Source organism: Brevundimonas sp. GW821-FHT10E09 (genome assembly GCF_058809375.1).
In genome coordinates, this window is record NZ_JBXASO010000011.1 from 1 (window position 1) to 17,057 (window position 17,057).

A 17,057-nucleotide genomic window follows, 5' to 3' on the forward strand; every position below is an offset into this window, starting at 1 on the left:
GCCTCCTTCGAGTGCTGTTCAACACCTCACTCTGGCACATAGATGCCGTCGGGGGGCGTCCACCCCATCACCCCGAACAGACGTCGACCGCGACCGCATTCCGGCCTGGAGGCCAACGTCCGGTTTCGGCTTCGAAGACCAGGACCGAAATCGACCCGTTAGCGACTTTCGGAAGGTCCGCTTTGCGTAAGGGGCGTGGCGGCGTGAGAGTCCCAAAACGCGTCCATGAATGATCGAAACCACCCGCTGTCCATTCCCATCGACCGTATCCCTTCACGTGGCGTGGCAAATACCAAGCCCCACGGCGACATGGGGCCGAAACCATGCTCGCAGTAGACAATCAGAGTATCCGACTCCGTCTCGTGGTCGAACACGCTCCACCCATCAAACTGCTGCCCGGGAGGGCCGTAGTCCCAATCGAGGGTGATCGGGCGCGGATCGACAAGCCCATCAAGAACGGCTTGCTTTACTTTCTGGTCGGTTAGGAATGACAACTCACCGGCGATCAGGCGAGCGATATTGGCGGGGGGTGTCGGCATGTTCGAAACCTAATCTCGCACGATGGCGATGTCGCCTTCCCACCCCAAACAGACGATCACCACGTCCGCTTTCGGCGACGGCGCCGTCCGGCCCTTTGCCGGTGTCGGTGTGTCCTCGTCTTTTCCTGGCTTGTCCGAGGATGACGGGGACCAGAAAAAGGGCGGCGCATCTTTGACGCGCCGCCCTGCAGAATTTCACTGAAGCCGTATCACTCGGCTTCGTTCGAAGCGTCCTTCTTCGGGCCATGCGAGGCCTCGCCGCCCTTGCGTCCGGCCTGGGCCGCCAAACTGCGGTCTTGAGAGAAGCTTCTCTTCTCGCTGGGGACGCTGGCGCCCCCTTTGCGCGCGATCTCGCGCTGCCGTTCCGGATCCATCGAGGCGAAGCCTCGCTTGGAAACGCCGGAGGGTCGCGTGGGTTGGCTGTCCATCGGTGTTCCTTTCAGTGCTGCGGTTGCGCTTGCCGAAGTGAACCCTGTGACTCCGTGACGGTTCCGTGCGGAACTTCGTTTTACTGTCCCGCCTCTGAACGTCTTTGTGGTTTGACTTCAATCGGCTCCGTAGGGGCGGGAATCACCTTCGCCGCCGCCGCCGGGCTCCATCGGCGGCATTTCGTCGGGCGTGTCGGACGGATCGATTTCGGGCTGGGGCGTCGGCTCGGGCTGGATCTCGGGTTGCGGCGTTCCGGGGGGCGTGGGTTCGACATAGGTCATGGTCTTCTCCTTTGACGCTGAAAGAACGCCACGCGACCCGCAATGTTCACGGCCGGGTTGGAACTGGATCGGGGCGCGCCGGTTCAGTGTCCGAACCCCGGAGATCCCCATGACCCAGACCCCCATCACCCCCGCATCGCCCGACGACATCGTCCTGGAAGACGACACCCTGACCCAGCGCCTCGACCGTCAGGCCGACGCCATCCTGGCCGAAGGCGAACGCCGCAGCTTCGAAGACACGACGTCCCTGCGTCAGGCGCTTCGTAAAGACGCCGAACTGATCCGCAGCAAGGTTGTCGGCCGGGTCGAAACCGCCCGCGACGGCATCCGCGACCAGCCGATGAAGACCACCCTCTACGCCCTGGGCGTCGGCGTCATCATCGGCATGCTTCTGCGCCGCTAAACAGACACCCTCTCCCATCGGGAGAGGGCTTGAGCGCACGAGAGCGCAGCGATCGTCCTTGCGCGAAAGGGTGAGGGTAAGGTGGTGCGAGTTGGCCCGCCGCCGGACCCCTCATCCGGTCCTTCGGGCCACCTTCTCCCGCAAGGGGAGAAGGAAGGATTCTAAGCCGGCCCCACCGGTTCCCGCTGGATCGGCGCCCTTTGCAGCGCCGCATCCGACACGAAGGGATTGGTCCGCCGCTCCTCGCCGAAGGTCGAGATCGGCCCGTGCCCCGGCACGAAGGTCACGTCGTCGCCCAGATCAGGGCGGGCGGATCGCTCATCGGAAAGTCGGTGCGGCCCACCGACCCCTTGAACAGCACGTCGCCGACCTGGGCGAATCGCGCCGCGCGATTGAAGAAGATCACATGGCCCGGCGTATGGCCGGGGCAATGCCGCACCTCCCAGGTCGTCTCGCCCAGGCTGACCGTGTCGCCGTCTTCCAGCCACCGGTCGGGGGTGAAGGGGCGGGCGTCGGGCAGGCCGTACATCCGGCCGCTCTCCACGATCCGGTCGATCCAGAACTGATCGGCCTTCTGCGGCCCGGTGATCTGGACCCCGGTCTTCTCCTGCATTTCGGCCGCGCCGCCGGCGTGGTCCAGGTGGCCGTGGGTGATCCAGATCTGGTCCAGGGTCAGGCCGCGCCGCGTCACCTCGCCCAGAACCGCATCCACCGACCCGCCCGGATCGATCACCGCCGCCTTGTTCGTGGCGGTGCACCAGACGGTGGTGCAGTTCTGCTGAAGCGGGGTGACGGGCGTGACGAAGACGCCGATGGGGGAGGCGGGCTGGCTCATTCGGCCAACATAACCCCCGATGCGGCGCGAAACCACCGTCCGAGGCCACGCTCACGTTGACCTTTGGAGCCCTTCTCGACATAAGGGCGGGCTTCGAGGCGCCGCTCCCAACGGGGCGGCCTTCTTGCTTTATCCATTCCGCGCCGGCCGTCTCGACGGTCCATGCGCCCCAGAGCGTCAGAAATCCCGACCATGCAAGTCGTCGAAAAGTCGAACGAAGGCCTCAGCCGCGTGCTCGCGGTCACCATCCCCGTCGCGGAGCTGAACGAGAAGCTCGAAGCCCGCGTCAAGGAAGTCGCCCCGCAGGTGAAGCTGAAGGGCTTCCGTCCGGGCAAGGTGCCGGTCGCCCACGTCAAGAAGACCTTCGGCCGCGAGTTCATGGGCGAGATCATCAACGCCGAACTGAACGAAACCAGCCAGAAGGCGCTGGAAGAAGCCAAGATCCGTCCGGCCGCTCCGGCCGAGATGAAGCTGACCTCCGACATGGACAAGGTCATGGCCGGTCAGGAAGACCTGGCCTATGAGATGGCCTTGGAAATCATGCCGGACTTCACTCCGGTCGATCCTAAGACCCTGAAGCTGGACCGCCCGACCTACGAAGCCTCGGACGCCGATCTGGACGAGGCCCTGACCGAGCTGGCCGGCCAGGCCAAGTCCTACGAGGACAAGAAGGGCAAGACCGTCAAGGCCGCCCAGGGCGACCAACTGACCATCGACTTCCTGGGCAAGCTGGACGGCGAGCCCTTCGACGGCGGCGCCGCCGAGGACGCGGACCTGGTGATCGGCTCGGGCCGCTTCATCCCCGGCTTCGAAGAGCAACTGACCGGCGCCAAGGTCGGTGAGGAAAAGACCATCGAGGTCACCTTCCCTGAGAATTATCAGGCCGCCCACCTGGCCGGCAAGCTGGCCACCTTCGACGTCAAGGTGAAGGCCATCAAGGCCGAGGTCGAAGCCAAGGTCGACGAGGACTTCGCCAAGCGCATCGGTCTGGAATCCCTGGACAAGCTGAAGGAACTGCTGGGCCAGAACCTGAACCAGCAGTACGCCGGCGCCGCTCGCTTCAAGCTGAAGCGCGCCCTGCTGGACCAGCTGGACACGGCCCATGACTTCCCGCTGCCGCCGAAGATGGTCGAGGCCGAGTTCGACGGCATCTGGCAGCAGGTCGAGGCCGACAAGGCCGCCGGCCGCCTGCCGGAAGAGGACGCCGCCAAGTCCGACGAAGACCTGAAGGCCGAATACCGCAAGATCGCCGAGCGCCGCGTGCGCCTGGGTCTGGTCCTGGCCGAGATCGGCCGCGCCAACAACGTCCAGGTCACCGACCAGGAGCTGAACGCCGCCCTGCTGCAGGAAGCGCGCAACTATCCGGGCCAGGAGCAGGCCGTCCTGAACTTCTACCGCCAGAACCCCAACGCCGCCGCCCAGATGCGCGCGCCGATCTACGAGGAAAAGGTCGTCGACCTGATCGTCGGCCTGGCCGAAGTGACCGACAAGCCGATCACCAAGGAAGAGCTGCTGAAGGAAGACGAAGAGGGCTGATCGCTCCCCGAGTTTGATGTTCCAAAAGGCGGGGGCCGCAAGGCCTCCGCTTTTTTCGTGTCCAGGGCCGGCCTTGTAAGGAGGTCTTCATGACGCGATATGCAGACTAACAAGGCGTGCGATCACTGATTCGCCCGTCCCCCGCATTATCGAGAAGGCCATATGCGCGATCCGATCGAACTGATGAACATGAACCTCGTCCCCATGGTGGTGGAGCAGTCCAGCCGGGGCGAGCGCTCCTTCGACATCTTCTCGCGCCTGCTGCGCGAGCGGATCATCTTCCTGACGGGGCCCTTCGAGGACACGATGGCCTCGCTGATCTGCGCCCAGCTGCTGTTCCTGGAATCGGAGAACCCCAAGAAGGAGATCTCCATGTATATCAACAGCCCCGGCGGACAGGTGTCCTCGGCGCTGGCGATCTATGACACCATGCAATATATCAAGAGCCCGGTCTCGACCGTGGTCATGGGCATGGCCGCCTCGGCCGGTTCGCTGATCCTGACGGCCGGCGCCGCGGGCCAGCGCATCGCCCTGCCGAACGCCCGCATCATGGTGCACCAGCCGTCGGGCGGCTTCCGCGGCCAGGCCTCGGACATTGAGCTGCATGCCGCCGACATCCGCTACACCAAGAAGCGTCTGAACGAGATCTACGTCCACCACACCGGCCGGACCTACGAAGAAGTCGAAAAGACCCTGGACCGCGACCACTTCATGTCGGCCGAAGAGGCCAAGGCCTGGGGCATCGTCGACCACGTCTACGACAAGCGCGAACAGGCCGACGCCGACGGCGTCAAGACGCCCGGCCACTAAACCGCCGGATGATATGGCGAAAGGGCGCGCCGTCGCGGCGCGCCCTTTTCATTTTGTGCTATCGGAACCGTCATGCAGTTCACACGAGATCCCAGCGGCACGGTCGAGGTCGACGGCGAGACCTATGTTTGGGAAATCCGTCGCCAGCCTCAACCCAAGGGCGGCAACGTCTGGGAGGGCATGGCCGTGTCTTTGCGCCACGTCGATTTCAAGCGCGAAGCCATCGTGCAGTTTCCGCCGCCCTTGCGCCCCAACGGCCGGCCCGACGTCGAGAAGCAGCGCGTCAATGTCGATGCGGTCCGCAACGCCGTCGCCTCGGCCATTGAGGCGGGATGGGACCCGACCTCGCGCGGCAAGGCGGTCGTGTTTGATGTTGACGCGGACGGCGCCTGACCGTCACGGCTTCTGGCGGAACACCCTGAATCCGGGCTGCTGCGCCATGGCCAGCATCTCGCGGTCGCCCGAGGTGTCGCCATAGGCGGCGGTCAGCACCATGTCCTCGCCATAGGCGGCCTTCAGACGCCGCACCTTTTCCAGCCCGCGACAATTCGGCCCAGCGAATGCGCCCGTCACCCTCTGTTCCGAATCGAACACCAGCGGGGTGCCCAGTAAGGCCTCGGCGCCCAGTCTGAGTGCAAAGGGCGCCACCGTGGTCTCGGGCGAGGCGGTCACAATCACGCGATGGGCGCCGCGTTCGCCCCAATCGTTCCAGACCTTCAGCGCGTCGGGCCGTATGAAGCGATCCCAGACGGTGTCTGCGAATTGCGTCGCCTCGGCCTCCAGGGCCGTCTTCGTCTCGCCGGCCAGGAATTCCTTCACCGAAGCGGCCTTGATCCGACCCCGATCCCGGTCCCGCGCATAGACGGCCAGGGCGGGCGCCAGCTTGACCAGGCCCAGAGCCCAGCCGCCCGGACCGGCCCGCCAGCGCAGGAATTCGGTGAAACTGTCGCGAATAGTCAGGGTGCCGTCGAAATCAAAGGCCACGATGGGCGCCGCGCCCCGGTCCGGCGCGTCTCCCGACTTCGTCCGGGACTGGCGCAAATCCTGCAAGCTCCCCATGTCAGACATTCGCCTTGATCCCCACCGACACTGATCCATCCCCGCCTTGCAACATTCCCCTGCCGCCTTCGGGGTTGTCGTTGAACGTGGGATGGGTGATTGTCATTTTTTGAAGACCTTTGCGTCCAGAGTGCTGGAATCAACGTGGAGGAAGCGCGTTTCGGGCCATTTCGGTCCGCTCCGCGGGAGTGAGATAAGGGTCTATGACCAAAGCAGCCGGCTCTGACGCCAAAAGCACCCTGTACTGCTCGTTCTGCGGAAAGAGCCAGCACGAGGTCCGCAAACTGATTGCGGGCCCGACCGTGTTCATCTGCGATGAATGCGTCGAACTGTGCATGGACATCATCCGTGAAGAGCACAAGATCGGGTTCAAGAAGACCACCGACGGCGTCCCCACGCCGAAGGAGATCCGCGACGTCCTGGATGACTACGTCATCGGCCAGTCGCACGCCAAGAAGGTCCTCTCGGTCGCGGTCCACAATCACTACAAGCGTCTGAACCACGCGACGAAGAACAACGACGTCGAGCTGGCCAAGTCGAACATCATGCTGATCGGCCCGACCGGGTCGGGCAAGACGCTGCTGGCCCAGACCCTGGCCCGCATCATCGACGTGCCCTTCACCATGGCCGACGCCACCACCCTGACCGAAGCCGGTTATGTGGGCGAAGACGTCGAGAACATCATCCTGAAGCTGCTTCAGGCCTCCGACTACAATGTCGAACGGGCCCAGCGCGGCATCGTCTATATCGATGAAATCGACAAGATCAGCCGCAAGTCGGACAATCCCTCGATCACCCGCGACGTCTCGGGCGAGGGCGTGCAGCAGGCCCTGCTGAAGATCATGGAAGGCACCGTCGCCTCCGTGCCTCCGCAAGGCGGCCGCAAGCATCCGCAGCAGGAGTTCCTGCAGGTCGACACCGCCAACATCCTCTTCATCGTCGGCGGCGCCTTCGCCGGGCTGGAGAAGGTGATCTCGGCGCGCGGGGCAGGGGCCTCGATCGGCTTCGGCGCCCAGGTCAAGGAAATCGACGAGCGTCGCACCGGCGACATCCTCAAGGGCGTCGAGCCCGACGACCTGATGCGTTTCGGTCTGATCCCCGAGTTCATCGGCCGTCTGCCCGTTCTGGCGACCCTGGAAGACCTGGACGAAACGGCCCTGGTCACCATCCTGACCGAGCCCAAGAACGCCCTGGTCAAACAGTACAAGCGCCTGTTCGAGATGGAGAATGTCGAACTGACCTTCACCGACGACGCCCTGATCGCCGTCGCCAAGAAGGCCATCACCCGCAAGACCGGCGCGCGGGGCCTGCGTTCGATCCTGGAGGGCATTCTGCTGGAAACCATGTTCGAACTGCCGACCTTCGAAGGCGTCGAGGAAGTGGTGGTCAACGCCGAGGTCATCGACGGCAAGGCCCAGCCCCTGCTGATCTATTCCGAAGCCTCCAAGAAGAAGGCCGACGGCGCCGCCTGATCGGGCATCGCCTTCGCACTGAAATGAAGGGCCGGAGCGACAACGCTCCGGCCCTTTTTCTGTCTCCGCTCAGACCCTCTCCCGCTTGCGGGAGAGGTGGCCCGGCGTCCGCGCAGCGGACCAGGGTCGGAGAGGGGAGGCTGGCTTGCTGGAAGAAGACTTCCCCCATCGTCACGCGTGTCGCTTCGCGCCACGACGCGACACTTCCCCCGCAAGCGGGGGAAGATCTGATCAGCCGCCCAGCACCAGCATATGACCGGGATGGGCTTCCGCCTCGGCCCGGGCGCACTGAACGGCGCTCTTGGCGTCGGTGAAGACGCCCTCGAACAAACCGTCGCTCGAGGTGACAAGCCAGCGGCCGTTCGCGGGCTGGATCGTCAGGGTTTCGACAGCGGGCGGCGAAGGGGGAGGGGCGGCGATCATTGCGCCCGCCTGTGCTGGTCGCGGTTCAACCGATCGGCCTCGGCCTGCAGCCGCGCCGCAAGCCGTTCGGCTGCGGCCCGATCAGGCAGGGGACGGGTCGCCACGCCGTTGACCGCGACGGCCCATCCGGCCGCGCGTGCCACGACCCTGTATCGTCGCGGCGGGACCGGCTCGGCGGCCCCGCCTTCCAGATGGCCCTGCATCATCGCGACGGCCCCCGGTGAATCGGCGCACCGAACAGAGCGCCGATGACGGTCCAGGCCATCTTCAGTGTGGACGGTTTGTCGGCGGATCGTTTCAGCGACTCCGCCAGTAGATGTGAACGGCTCATGGTCTCTCCTTCGCCGACCAGAAGACGCCCAAACCCCGTAAAGCCGCCATGTCGAAAGCGCGGGCCGGCGTAATGCGGACGTAAAGCGCTACATTCACCTCGCCGCCCTCCCTCTTTCGTCATTCCGGGCGAAGCGCAGCGGAGACCCGGAACCCAGCGGCGCCAAAGGCGAAATCCATCCGCCGCACAATGCCGGACGACCTAATCTGCGACAGGTTCGCGCTCTCGCGCGCCGCTGGGTTCCGGGTCTGCGGGCCAAGCGGCCCTCCGCCCGGAATGACGAAAGTGATGATCGACAACCTAGCCCAACACCCACAATGACGCTGGTCCGAATCGCACGATTTCAACGGCTTGCTAGATTCTCACCCCGACTTCCCCGCCATACCCGCCGGCGCCCGTATCATCCTCTCATCCCCGCCGATGGGGAGGGCGTCGGATCCAGCGCCCTGACGGCGGCGGGGCTGTGGTCGAGCGATGAAGCCGGTGGGGAGGAGACCGCCGGGGTCCTTAGGGGCGGCGATGGATGCCGTCTCCTGCTCGCCGCACGCCTAGGAAAGCGGACCGCTGTCGACCTACGTCGACATGTCCGCCCCGGCGAAGCCGTCGCAAGGCGGCCCGCCGATCCGGCAAGGCTCGAAGAATAGGGCCGCCAGCCGGAGCGCGTGTGGAAAACGGCCGCGTGGGACGACGACTGCGCCGAAACGGTACCTAAAACCTCAAACACCGGGTGCAGACCCGGCGTCCCACGCCCTCCCCAACTTCGCCGCGAAACGGCGAGGACAGGGCCAATTCCGCATATGCGTGCGGCGTCCAAACCACGCAGGTGTGGGCCGTTCGCCAGCCACGCTTGAACCACGGCTCTTTCAAACCACATACTCATCCGAACGCCGTCGGAATCGACGGGCTGTCATGCGCTGGTCGGACCTCTTGTCCGGGCGACCGTGGCGGCGGGCCGGAGATCATCAATGGCCCAGGAGTACGCATCATGACTGAAACAAAGATCCTGCCCGTCCTGCCGCTGAGAGACATCGTCGTCTTCCCGCATATGGTCGTGCCGCTCTTCGTCGGCCGCGAGAAATCGGTGAAGGCCCTCGACGAGATCATGAAGGGCGAAAAGCAGATCCTTCTGGCGACCCAGAAGAACAGCGTCGACGACGATCCGTCGCCCGACGCCATCTATCCGATCGGCGTGCTGGCCAGCGTGCTGCAGCTGCTGAAACTGCCCGACGGCACCGTCAAGGTTCTGGTCGAGGGCAAGGGCCGGGCGCGCCTGACCCGCTTCACCGACCGCGAGGACTATTTCGAGGCCGAGGCCGTCGAGATCGAGGACGAGCCGGGCGACGCCTCCCAGACCGAGGCCATGCTGCGCGCCGTGGTCGAACAGTTCGAAAACTATGTGAAGCTGAACAAGAAGGTCCCGCCCGAGGCCCTCAGCTCCATCCCCCAGATCACCGACGCCTCCAAGCTGGCGGACTCGGTGGCCGCCCACCTGTCGGTCAAGATCATCGACAAACAGGGCCTGCTGGAAACCTTCGACGTGCCCAAGCGGCTGGAGAAGGTCTATGGCCTGATGGAGGGCGAGATCTCGGTCCTGCAGGTCGAGAAGAAGATCCGCTCGCGCGTGAAGCGCCAGATGGAGAAGACCCAGCGCGAATATTATCTGAACGAGCAGATGAAGGCGATCCAGCGCGAGCTGGGCGAGACCGACGACGCGCGCGACGAGATCATGGACCTGGAGAAGCGCATCCGTAAGACGCGCCTGTCCAAGGAAGCCCGCGCCAAGGCCGAGGCCGAGGTGAAGAAGCTGCGCAACATGTCGCCGATGTCGGCGGAATCGACCGTGGTCCGGAACTATCTCGACTGGCTGCTGTCCGTGCCGTGGGGCAAGGCCAAGCAGAAGCCGATCGATCTGGTCAAGGCGGAGGAGATCCTTGAGGAGGACCACTTCGGCCTGGAGAAGGTCAAGGAACGGATCATCGAATATCTGGCGGTCCAGGCCCGCACCGGCAGCCTGAAGGGGCCGATCCTGTGCCTCGTCGGCCCTCCCGGCGTCGGCAAGACCTCGCTGGCCAAGTCCATCGCCAAGGCGACCGGGCGTGAATATGTCCGCATGTCGCTGGGCGGCGTGCGCGACGAAAGCGAGATCCGCGGCCACCGCCGGACCTATATCGGCTCCATGCCCGGCAAGATCATCCAGTCGATGAAGAAGGCCAAGACCACCAACGCCTTCGTCCTGCTGGACGAGATCGACAAACTGGGGTCCGACTGGCGCGGCGACCCGTCCTCGGCCCTGCTCGAGGTGCTGGACCCGGCCCAGAACTCGACCTTCGGCGACCACTATCTGGAGGTGGACTACGACCTGTCCCAGGTCATGTTCGTGACGACCGCGAACAGCCTGAACATGCCGCAGCCGCTGATGGACCGGATGGAGATCATCCGGGTTTCGGGCTACACCGAGGACGAAAAGGTCGAGATCGCCAAGCGTCACGTCCTGCCCAAACAGCTGACGGACCATGGGCTGAAGGCCGACGAACTGATCGTGCCGGAAGACACGATCCGCGACCTGATCCGTTACTACACCCGCGAGGCCGGGGTGCGGTCGCTGGAACGCGCCCTGGGCGGCCTGGCTCGCAAGGCCGTGCGCGAGATGGCCAAGACCAAGGTCACGTCGATCACGGTGGACGCCGAGAAGCTGGCTGAATACGCCGGCGTCCGGAAGTTCCGCTATGGCGAGACGGACGAGGAGGATCAGGTCGGCATCGTCACCGGTCTGGCCTGGACCGAGTTCGGCGGCGACATCCTGACCATCGAGGCCATCAAGATGCCGGGCCGCGGCCGCATGACCGTGACCGGCAACCTGAAGGACGTGATGAAGGAGTCGATTTCGGCGGCGGCCTCCTATGTGCGGTCGCGGGCCCTGGCCTTCGGCGTCAAGCCGCCGGTGTTCGAGAAGACCGACATCCACGTCCATGTGCCGGACGGCGCGACGCCCAAGGACGGCCCGTCCGCCGGCGCCGCCATGACCGTGGCCATGGTCTCGGTCCTGACCGGCATCCCGATCCGCAAGGACATCGCCATGACCGGCGAGATCACCCTGCGCGGCCGGGTCACCGCCATCGGCGGTCTGAAGGAGAAGCTGCTCGCGGCCCTGCGGTCCGGCGTCAAGACGGTGCTGATCCCGCAGGAGAACGAGAAGGACCTGGCGGACGTGCCGGACAACGTCAAATCGGCGCTCGAAATCGTGCCGATCTCCACGGCGGACGAGGCCCTGCACTGGGCCCTGACCGGTCCCCTGACACCGGTCGAATGGGATGAGGCGACGGATCCTCTGCCCGCGCCCGTGCCTCCGCTTGACGGCGCTGCAGCGACCGTCAGTCACTGAACCGCGACCTAGGTCGCAGACGAAACGCCGCCGACACGCCTGTCGGCGGCGTTTTCGCTTTTGACGCAACCGCCGATCCGCCCTTTACTGGTTCGCTTGGGAGGATGACATGACGAAAGCCGAACTTATCGGCCGTATGGCGACGGCCGCGAACATCAGCCGCGATCAGGCCAAGACGGCGCTCGAAGCCTTCACCGACGGCGTGGTGGAAGCCCTGACCCAGGGTCGGGACGTCAAGCTGATCGGCTTCGGCAGTTTCACCCCTGTCGATCGCAAGGCCGGCGTCGCCCGCAACCCCCAGACAGGTCAGGCCGTGGCCCGGCCCGCCTCCCGCACCGCGCGCTTTCGCCCCGGCGAAGGCTTGAAAAGCGCCTTGAACGGTTGAAGCCCAACGGGCATAAGCCCCGCTCCGGTTTCCACTTCGGTTTCTTGGGCGGCTAGCTCAGCTGGTCAGAGCATCTCGTTTACACCGAGAGGGTCGGCGGTTCGAACCCGTCGCCGCCTACCAAACAAAAAGGCCGCCGGAGCGATCCGGCGGCCTTTGTCTTTTGGCGATCGCCCCGGTCAGAACCGGAAGCTGGCCCGCAGCAGCAGCGAATAGCGGACGTAATCCTCAAGCAGTTCCGCGTCGCCCGTCAGGGACAGCATGCCCAGGTCGTTGCCCAGGTTCATGCGGAAGCCCAGGATCAGGCCGCCGCCCTCGACCCCGTCCGGCGACAGGACGAAGTCCGGGCCGCCGCTGGCGAAGCGGGCGATGGTCTCGCCAGCGTCGACGGACAGGTTCTGGCGATAGCCGATGCGCAGTTCCGGACGGATCCAGCCGTCCTTGCCGAAGCCGTAGCCGACGTTCATCGCCGCAACGGCCGAGAAGATGTGGCTGTCGCGCGAGTCGATATCCAGATCGAAGCCGCTGCCGCCGCCCGATTCGGAGCGGGCGCCTTCCGACAGGCGGAAGTACTCGGCGTACACCTCGGGACGGACGTTCAGGCGACCGTAGTTGCGCTCGTAGGAGGCGCCGCCGGCTGCGGCTGCAGTCCAGCCGTGCCAGTCGGATTTGTTGTTCAGATAGACGCCGTTGGCGACCAGCGACCGGTCGGCGTTGAAGCTGGCGTAGCCGCCGGCCGCGCGCGCCCAGGTGGTCCAGTACTGGCCCTGCGCACGCCAGTAGAGGCCCAGCTCCAGCAGGTTGGCCGACAGGACTTCCTCGGCCTCGGACTCGGGGTCCTTGATGTCCGACGAGGTGAAAGCGGCGGTCAGGCCGAAGGCGCCCGCTCCGGTGCCCTTTTCGACGCCGCCCGCGACGCCGAAGCCTTCAGAGCGGAAGCCGTAGGAATCGGTCTTGTCCTTGTCGGCGTAGAAGTTGATCTCCTGCACCCAGGCGCTGGTCTCGCCGGGGGCGGCGGAGGCGTTGCGGCCGGTCAGGGCGCGGGTCACCGCGTCGACGCCGGCCGACAGGGACATCAGAGGCCCGCCCGAGTGGTCCGGCAGCATCTGCTCATAGGCGTCGATGAAGCCGTCCCGGTTCGTCTGGCTCAGGAACAGGTTCCGGATCGTCTCATTGCTGCCCAGGGCGGCATAGACGGCGTCGAAGGCCGAGGCCTCGACGGGGATCAGATCGGCCTCCTGGGCGGTGCGGCGACGGGCGTCGACGTAGACTTCCCCTGCGGCCTGATTGACACCCGCCTGAACGACGTAAAGATAGGGGGAATTATCGGTCAGCAGGCTCTGGTTGATGTCCCCGACGTTCAGGGCGCCGGCCTTGATCACGCTGAACCGCTCCGGCGACTCCAGAAGGGACGAGAAGCGGACGCCCAATTGCGCGCCCGTGGCCAGGGTTGCGGCGCCGCTGACGTTGAATCCGCCGGCGCGATCGCCTTGAGGGTCGACGGCGACGATCAGGACGCCCTCGGCCCCGACGTTCAGGCTGGAAATGGAAGTAGCGGTCGTCTGGGTCGCGTTCAGCGTCCCCTTGGAGACGTTGATGTCCAGAGCCCCGTCGCTGTCGGTGACAGCGCCGCTCACCGCCGCGCCGCCGCTGATGGACAGGCGGTCGGCGCCGGCGCCGAAGGACATGTCGCCGATGACCGTGCCGTTCTCGACGTTGAAGGCATCCGCCCCCGAACCGAATTTCACCGCGCCGACGATGACGGGTTCGCTGGCGTCAGGGACCCCGTCCTTGTCCGTATCGGTCGCCGTGCTGCCGGCGGCGGCCGGGATGCCGTACTGACGAACCGTGACGCCGCTGGTGTTGGCCGTCAGGTCGATGGCGGTCACCGTGCCGTCGATCGCCGTAGTGTCGGTGGAGTCCGCCGACAGCGAGCCGATGATGGAACCGACGTTGCTCAATTGGGTCAGGGTGCCGGACTGGTCGCGGATGACCGTCGCGGCGCCGTGGTTTCCGCCGAACGAGGCCACGATATTGCCGGTGTTCGTCAGCGAACCGACATTGGCGCCGGCGCCGATGAGCACGCCCGTGGCCGTGTGGGCCTGTTTGCCGGAGGCGACGGCCTGGATATTGCCCGTGTTCGAGATGGCCGGGGCGGTGACGCCGGAGCCGATCCAGATGGCGGTGGCGTTGGCGTCCACGGCCGTGGAGGCGATTCCGCCTTCGTTGCGCACCCCGCCCGCGACGGTGACGGTCTGGCCGCCGGCCACGCCCAGCTGCAGGGCGCGCGATTCGACGCCGGAATAGACGCCGGTCCCGGTGATGGAGCCGCGGTTGATCAGGCCATAGGCGGCGTCGCCGGCGCCTACGGCGCCGAGGGTCACCGCATTGGTCGCGGAGCCGATGAGCAGGGCGGGCGCGCCGCCTACCGATGTCAGGGAGGCGGTCGTTTCGCTGGCGTCCGGCACGCCGTCGCCGTCGCGATCCGCATCGTCGCGGTTCTTGACGCCGTCGCCGTCGTCATCCTCGTCGCCGTTCTTGACGCCGTCCTTGTCGTCGTCGCCGTCGATCCCGGCCGAGGAATAGGCCGGGCCCGTATCCAGCAGGACGCCGCCGGCCACATTGGCGGCCACGCGCACAGCCGGACCGCCCTGCAACAGATCGTCGGCGTCCAGTTCGTCCAGGAATATGGTCGAGGCGTTGTCGTAGGTGCCCGTCGTCGGGCGGACGGGGGGCGGGGAGGTGTATCGGTAGCCCGTGGTCGTCACGGCCGAATGGATTTTCAGGGCGCCGCCGACGTCCCCTTCGATCGACACGCCCGAGGCACCGGCTCCGGTCGCGGACACCGAGCCCGCAAGGTCGACATTGCCCGAGATCGGGCCGGTCGTGCGGATGCCGACGCTGTTGTCGCCGACGACGCGCACAGTACCGAGGCTCTGCAGCTTGCCGGTCAGGGGCGCTTCGACCGCGAGGCCGTAGGAGTTGTTGCCTTCCACGGAGATCGAGCCGCTGGATTCGACCAGGACATTGCCGACGAAGGGCGAGGCGCCCGTGACCCGAACGCCGTAGCGGCCGGTCCCGGTGGCGAACGGCCCGTCAAGGTCGCCGTCGCCGTCCGTGTCCTTGATGTCCGCCGTTTCCTGGCTGTCCGTGATGTTGATCGTTCCGCCCATTGTGACGGAGCCGGTATTGCCGCCGTTCACTAGGACGCCCGTGGCGCCGTCGGCCGCCTTGGCCATGGTGATGGAGCCGCCGCTGTCGATATCGACCGTATTGTTCGAATCTAGCGTCATCGCTGCGCCGGAGGTGACGGCGATCGAGCCGCCGCTGGCGATGCGGACATTGTCAGCCGCGGTGCCGGTGGCGTTGGACGTCTGGATCGGCGTGGTGCGGGCTGTCGAGACGACGACCTCGGCCTGAACGCCCGTAACAGCCAGCAAGGGGGCGATCGCTACGGCGGTCGCGAGTAGAATACGCATTCGGAAGAAAACCCCTGATGGTCACGCGATCACGAAGCAGACGGTCCTTTACAGGATCGACGCTAACCGTGCCCAAGTTTATCGAATTTGAGGCGAATGCAAGGCCGTGTCCAGTCTGTTGCAAGAGCGTGTCGCAACCGTAGCTTGGATAAGGGGCTGATTTCGCGGTCTATTAGGTGGGGTGCGGAAGGTTTTGGCTCAGAGGTATTGAGGTTTCCGACGGCGGGGTTTACGGGCGGAAGAACGGTCCACCGCGTTTCACCGCGACGCATCCAACCCACGCCCCCCGGCGTTGGTTAGCCCAGACCCGGCGAGAACCTCTTCATGACACTGACCGACCTCGACGTTCACGAAAGCGAACTCCGGCTGATTCCGGGGTTGGACGTCGAGGTCGCCGACACATTGAGAGCGCTGAAGCTGGCGTCGATGGACGACCGGCCCAGGCTGGTGGACACCACCATGCTGTATGCGCCGCGCTCGGGCGGGGTGAAGCGCTATCTTCTGTCGAAGAAGGCCTGGATCGAGGAGAATCGGCCGGGCGTCAGCCATTCGCTTATCGTGCCGGGCGCGCGGCACAAGGCGCGGGCCGACGGGATCGTGCAACTGCGGGCGACAAAACTGCCGTTCGGCGATGGCTATCGTTGGCCCAGTTCGGTCAAGCGCTGGAGCGCCTGGGTCGCGGCGATGAAGCCGTCGATCATCGAGGCCGGCGACCCCTACACGCCGGGTCAGGGCGCGCTGGAGGCCGGCCAGCGGGTCGGGTGTCCGGTCGTCGGCTTCTGTCACTCGGATCCCGCCGGGCTGGCGGCGCTGCATTTCGGCGAATGGGCCAAGAAGCCGGTTGAGAAACGCTGGGCGCGCCTGTTTTCCCAGTTCGACCGCGTCATCTCGCCCAGCCGTTTCATCGCCCGTCGACTGGAAGAGGCGGGCGTCGACAATATCGTCATCCGGCCCCTGGGGGTGGAGATCGACACCTTCCGACCCGAACGCCGGGATCGGAAATGGCTGTTGGGAGAACTGGGCCTGGGCGAGGACGCCCGCCTGCTGTGCTTCGCCGGCCGTCCCGCCAAGGAGAAGAATGTCGATATTCTCATCGAGGCGGTCCAGAAACTGGGCGCGCCCTATCATCTGGTCCTGGTCGGGGCGGGTTCAGGCATGCCCGCCGAGGACCGGGTGATCTCCATGCCCTATGAGAAGGATCCGCGCGCGGTGGCGCGGATCATCGCCAGCTGCGACGCCTTCGTCCACGCCAATGACAAGGAGCCCTTCGGTCTGATCGTGCTGGAGGCCATGGCCTGTGGCCGCCCGGTCGTGGGCGTCAACGCCGGGGGCGTGGCCGAGACTGTGGATGACACGGTCGGCCAGCTGGCGACCAGCGCCGACGCCGACGCCTACGCCCAGGCGGTCGAGGCCCTGTTTGCGCGCGACATCGAGGCCATCGGCCGCGCCGCCCGCGAAAAGGCCGTCAGCCAGTTCGCCTGGAGCCGCGTGTTCGAGGACCTGTGCATGGTTTACGGCGAACTGACGGGCGAGGCCGCCTTTGTTCAGCCCGAAGAGGCGTTCGCCGTTCACTGACGCGTTACGTCGTGATTTCGGGTCGATATCTGGACGCGAATATCCGGGCCGTCGCGTCAGGTCTGAAGATAGTCGGGAAATGAGGGGCGGCGCGCCACTTCTTCGTCTGGAAGAAGTG

16 protein-coding genes, 1 tRNA gene and 1 pseudogene are annotated in these 17,057 nt (G+C 65.6%); 9 read left to right on the forward strand and 9 right to left on the reverse strand.

The window, feature by feature from the left end; genetic code table 11:
• Window positions 1-158: 158 nt before the first annotated feature.
• From AC1RSI_RS11265 to AC1RSI_RS11275, 3 genes are all read right to left on the reverse strand, one after another.
• Window positions 159-539: a hypothetical protein gene (locus AC1RSI_RS11265; RefSeq protein WP_154725343.1), complete on the reverse strand. Its 381-nt coding sequence runs from the start codon at window positions 537-539 to the stop codon at window positions 159-161.
• Between the two features lie 209 nt (window positions 540-748).
• On the reverse strand, window positions 749-967 hold the full coding sequence (locus tag AC1RSI_RS11270) for a con-10 family general stress protein (protein ID WP_035306217.1): 219 nt from the start codon (window positions 965-967) through the stop codon (window positions 749-751).
• Between the two features lie 117 nt (window positions 968-1,084).
• Window positions 1,085-1,249, reverse strand: coding sequence for a hypothetical protein (locus AC1RSI_RS11275; RefSeq protein WP_196066303.1), 165 nt, complete (start codon window positions 1,247-1,249; stop codon window positions 1,085-1,087).
• A gap of 109 nt (window positions 1,250-1,358) precedes the next feature.
• Here AC1RSI_RS11275 and AC1RSI_RS11280 point away from each other — a divergent pair, with 109 nt between their 5' ends.
• Window positions 1,359-1,652 (forward strand): DUF883 C-terminal domain-containing protein, encoded by a 294-nt coding sequence (locus AC1RSI_RS11280; protein ID WP_230307505.1) that lies wholly within the window; start codon window positions 1,359-1,361, stop codon window positions 1,650-1,652.
• Between the two features lie 161 nt (window positions 1,653-1,813).
• On the opposite strand, the pseudogene AC1RSI_RS11285 reads toward AC1RSI_RS11280, so the two are convergent.
• Window positions 1,814-2,487 (reverse strand): annotated as a pseudogene (locus AC1RSI_RS11285) (MBL fold metallo-hydrolase).
• A gap of 192 nt (window positions 2,488-2,679) precedes the next feature.
• Here AC1RSI_RS11285 and tig point away from each other — a divergent pair.
• The 3 genes from tig (at window position 2,680) to AC1RSI_RS11300 (ending at window position 5,226) form a co-directional block, all read left to right on the forward strand.
• Window positions 2,680-4,023, forward strand: a complete 1,344-nt coding sequence (tig, locus tag AC1RSI_RS11290; protein WP_154725340.1) for a trigger factor — start codon at window positions 2,680-2,682, stop codon at window positions 4,021-4,023.
• Between the two features lie 162 nt (window positions 4,024-4,185).
• Entirely contained in the window at window positions 4,186-4,833 is a 648-nt protein-coding gene (locus AC1RSI_RS11295) for an ATP-dependent Clp protease proteolytic subunit (RefSeq protein WP_008264353.1), read from the forward strand.
• Between the two features lie 72 nt (window positions 4,834-4,905).
• On the forward strand, window positions 4,906-5,226 hold the full coding sequence (locus AC1RSI_RS11300) for a hypothetical protein (protein WP_008260378.1): 321 nt from the start codon (window positions 4,906-4,908) through the stop codon (window positions 5,224-5,226).
• A gap of 3 nt (window positions 5,227-5,229) precedes the next feature.
• Here AC1RSI_RS11300 and AC1RSI_RS11305 read toward each other — a convergent pair whose 3' ends face one another.
• Window positions 5,230-5,901, reverse strand: a complete 672-nt coding sequence (locus AC1RSI_RS11305) for an HAD-IB family hydrolase (RefSeq protein ID WP_230307504.1) — start codon at window positions 5,899-5,901, stop codon at window positions 5,230-5,232.
• Between the two features lie 194 nt (window positions 5,902-6,095).
• Between AC1RSI_RS11305 and clpX the strand changes: the two genes are divergently transcribed.
• Entirely contained in the window at window positions 6,096-7,364 is a 1,269-nt protein-coding gene (gene clpX / locus AC1RSI_RS11310) for an ATP-dependent Clp protease ATP-binding subunit ClpX (protein ID WP_008260240.1), read from the forward strand.
• A 231-nt stretch (window positions 7,365-7,595) separates the two neighbouring features.
• On the opposite strand, the gene AC1RSI_RS11315 is transcribed toward clpX, so the two are convergent.
• Genes AC1RSI_RS11315 through AC1RSI_RS11325 form a run of 3 tightly spaced genes read right to left on the reverse strand, consistent with a single transcriptional unit; the run spans window position 7,596 to window position 8,118 of the window.
• On the reverse strand, window positions 7,596-7,787 hold the full coding sequence (locus AC1RSI_RS11315) for a hypothetical protein (RefSeq protein ID WP_035306228.1): 192 nt from the start codon (window positions 7,785-7,787) through the stop codon (window positions 7,596-7,598).
• On the reverse strand, window positions 7,784-7,993 hold the full coding sequence (locus AC1RSI_RS11320) for a hypothetical protein (RefSeq protein WP_154725339.1): 210 nt from the start codon (window positions 7,991-7,993) through the stop codon (window positions 7,784-7,786). The genes AC1RSI_RS11315 and AC1RSI_RS11320 overlap by 4 nt, the downstream gene beginning before the upstream one ends.
• Entirely contained in the window at window positions 7,990-8,118 is a 129-nt protein-coding gene (locus tag AC1RSI_RS11325; RefSeq protein ID WP_008261949.1) for a hypothetical protein, read from the reverse strand. The genes AC1RSI_RS11320 and AC1RSI_RS11325 overlap by 4 nt, the downstream gene beginning before the upstream one ends.
• 985 nt (window positions 8,119-9,103) lie before the next feature.
• On the opposite strand from AC1RSI_RS11325, the gene lon reads away from it, so the two are divergent.
• The 3 genes from lon (at window position 9,104) to AC1RSI_RS11340 (ending at window position 12,008) form a co-directional block, all read left to right on the forward strand.
• Window positions 9,104-11,500, forward strand: coding sequence for an endopeptidase La (lon, locus tag AC1RSI_RS11330; protein ID WP_008262217.1), 2,397 nt, complete (start codon window positions 9,104-9,106; stop codon window positions 11,498-11,500).
• Window positions 11,501-11,609: 109 nt separating this feature from the next.
• A complete protein-coding gene (locus AC1RSI_RS11335; protein WP_008260193.1) occupies window positions 11,610-11,885 on the forward strand; it encodes an HU family DNA-binding protein in 276 nt (91 codons plus the stop codon).
• A gap of 46 nt (window positions 11,886-11,931) precedes the next feature.
• Window positions 11,932-12,008: transfer RNA gene (locus tag AC1RSI_RS11340), tRNA-Val, on the forward strand.
• Between the two features lie 56 nt (window positions 12,009-12,064).
• On the opposite strand, the gene AC1RSI_RS11345 is transcribed toward AC1RSI_RS11340, so the two are convergent.
• Window positions 12,065-15,364 carry an autotransporter outer membrane beta-barrel domain-containing protein gene (locus AC1RSI_RS11345; protein ID WP_492322675.1) on the reverse strand — a complete coding sequence of 1,100 codons (3,300 nt, stop codon included), beginning with the start codon at window positions 15,362-15,364 and terminating at the stop codon, window positions 12,065-12,067.
• Between the two features lie 324 nt (window positions 15,365-15,688).
• Here AC1RSI_RS11345 and AC1RSI_RS11350 point away from each other — a divergent pair, with 324 nt between their 5' ends.
• Window positions 15,689-16,939: a glycosyltransferase gene (locus AC1RSI_RS11350; RefSeq protein ID WP_154725269.1), complete on the forward strand. Its 1,251-nt coding sequence runs from the start codon at window positions 15,689-15,691 to the stop codon at window positions 16,937-16,939.
• Window positions 16,940-17,057: the final 118 nt, after the last annotated feature.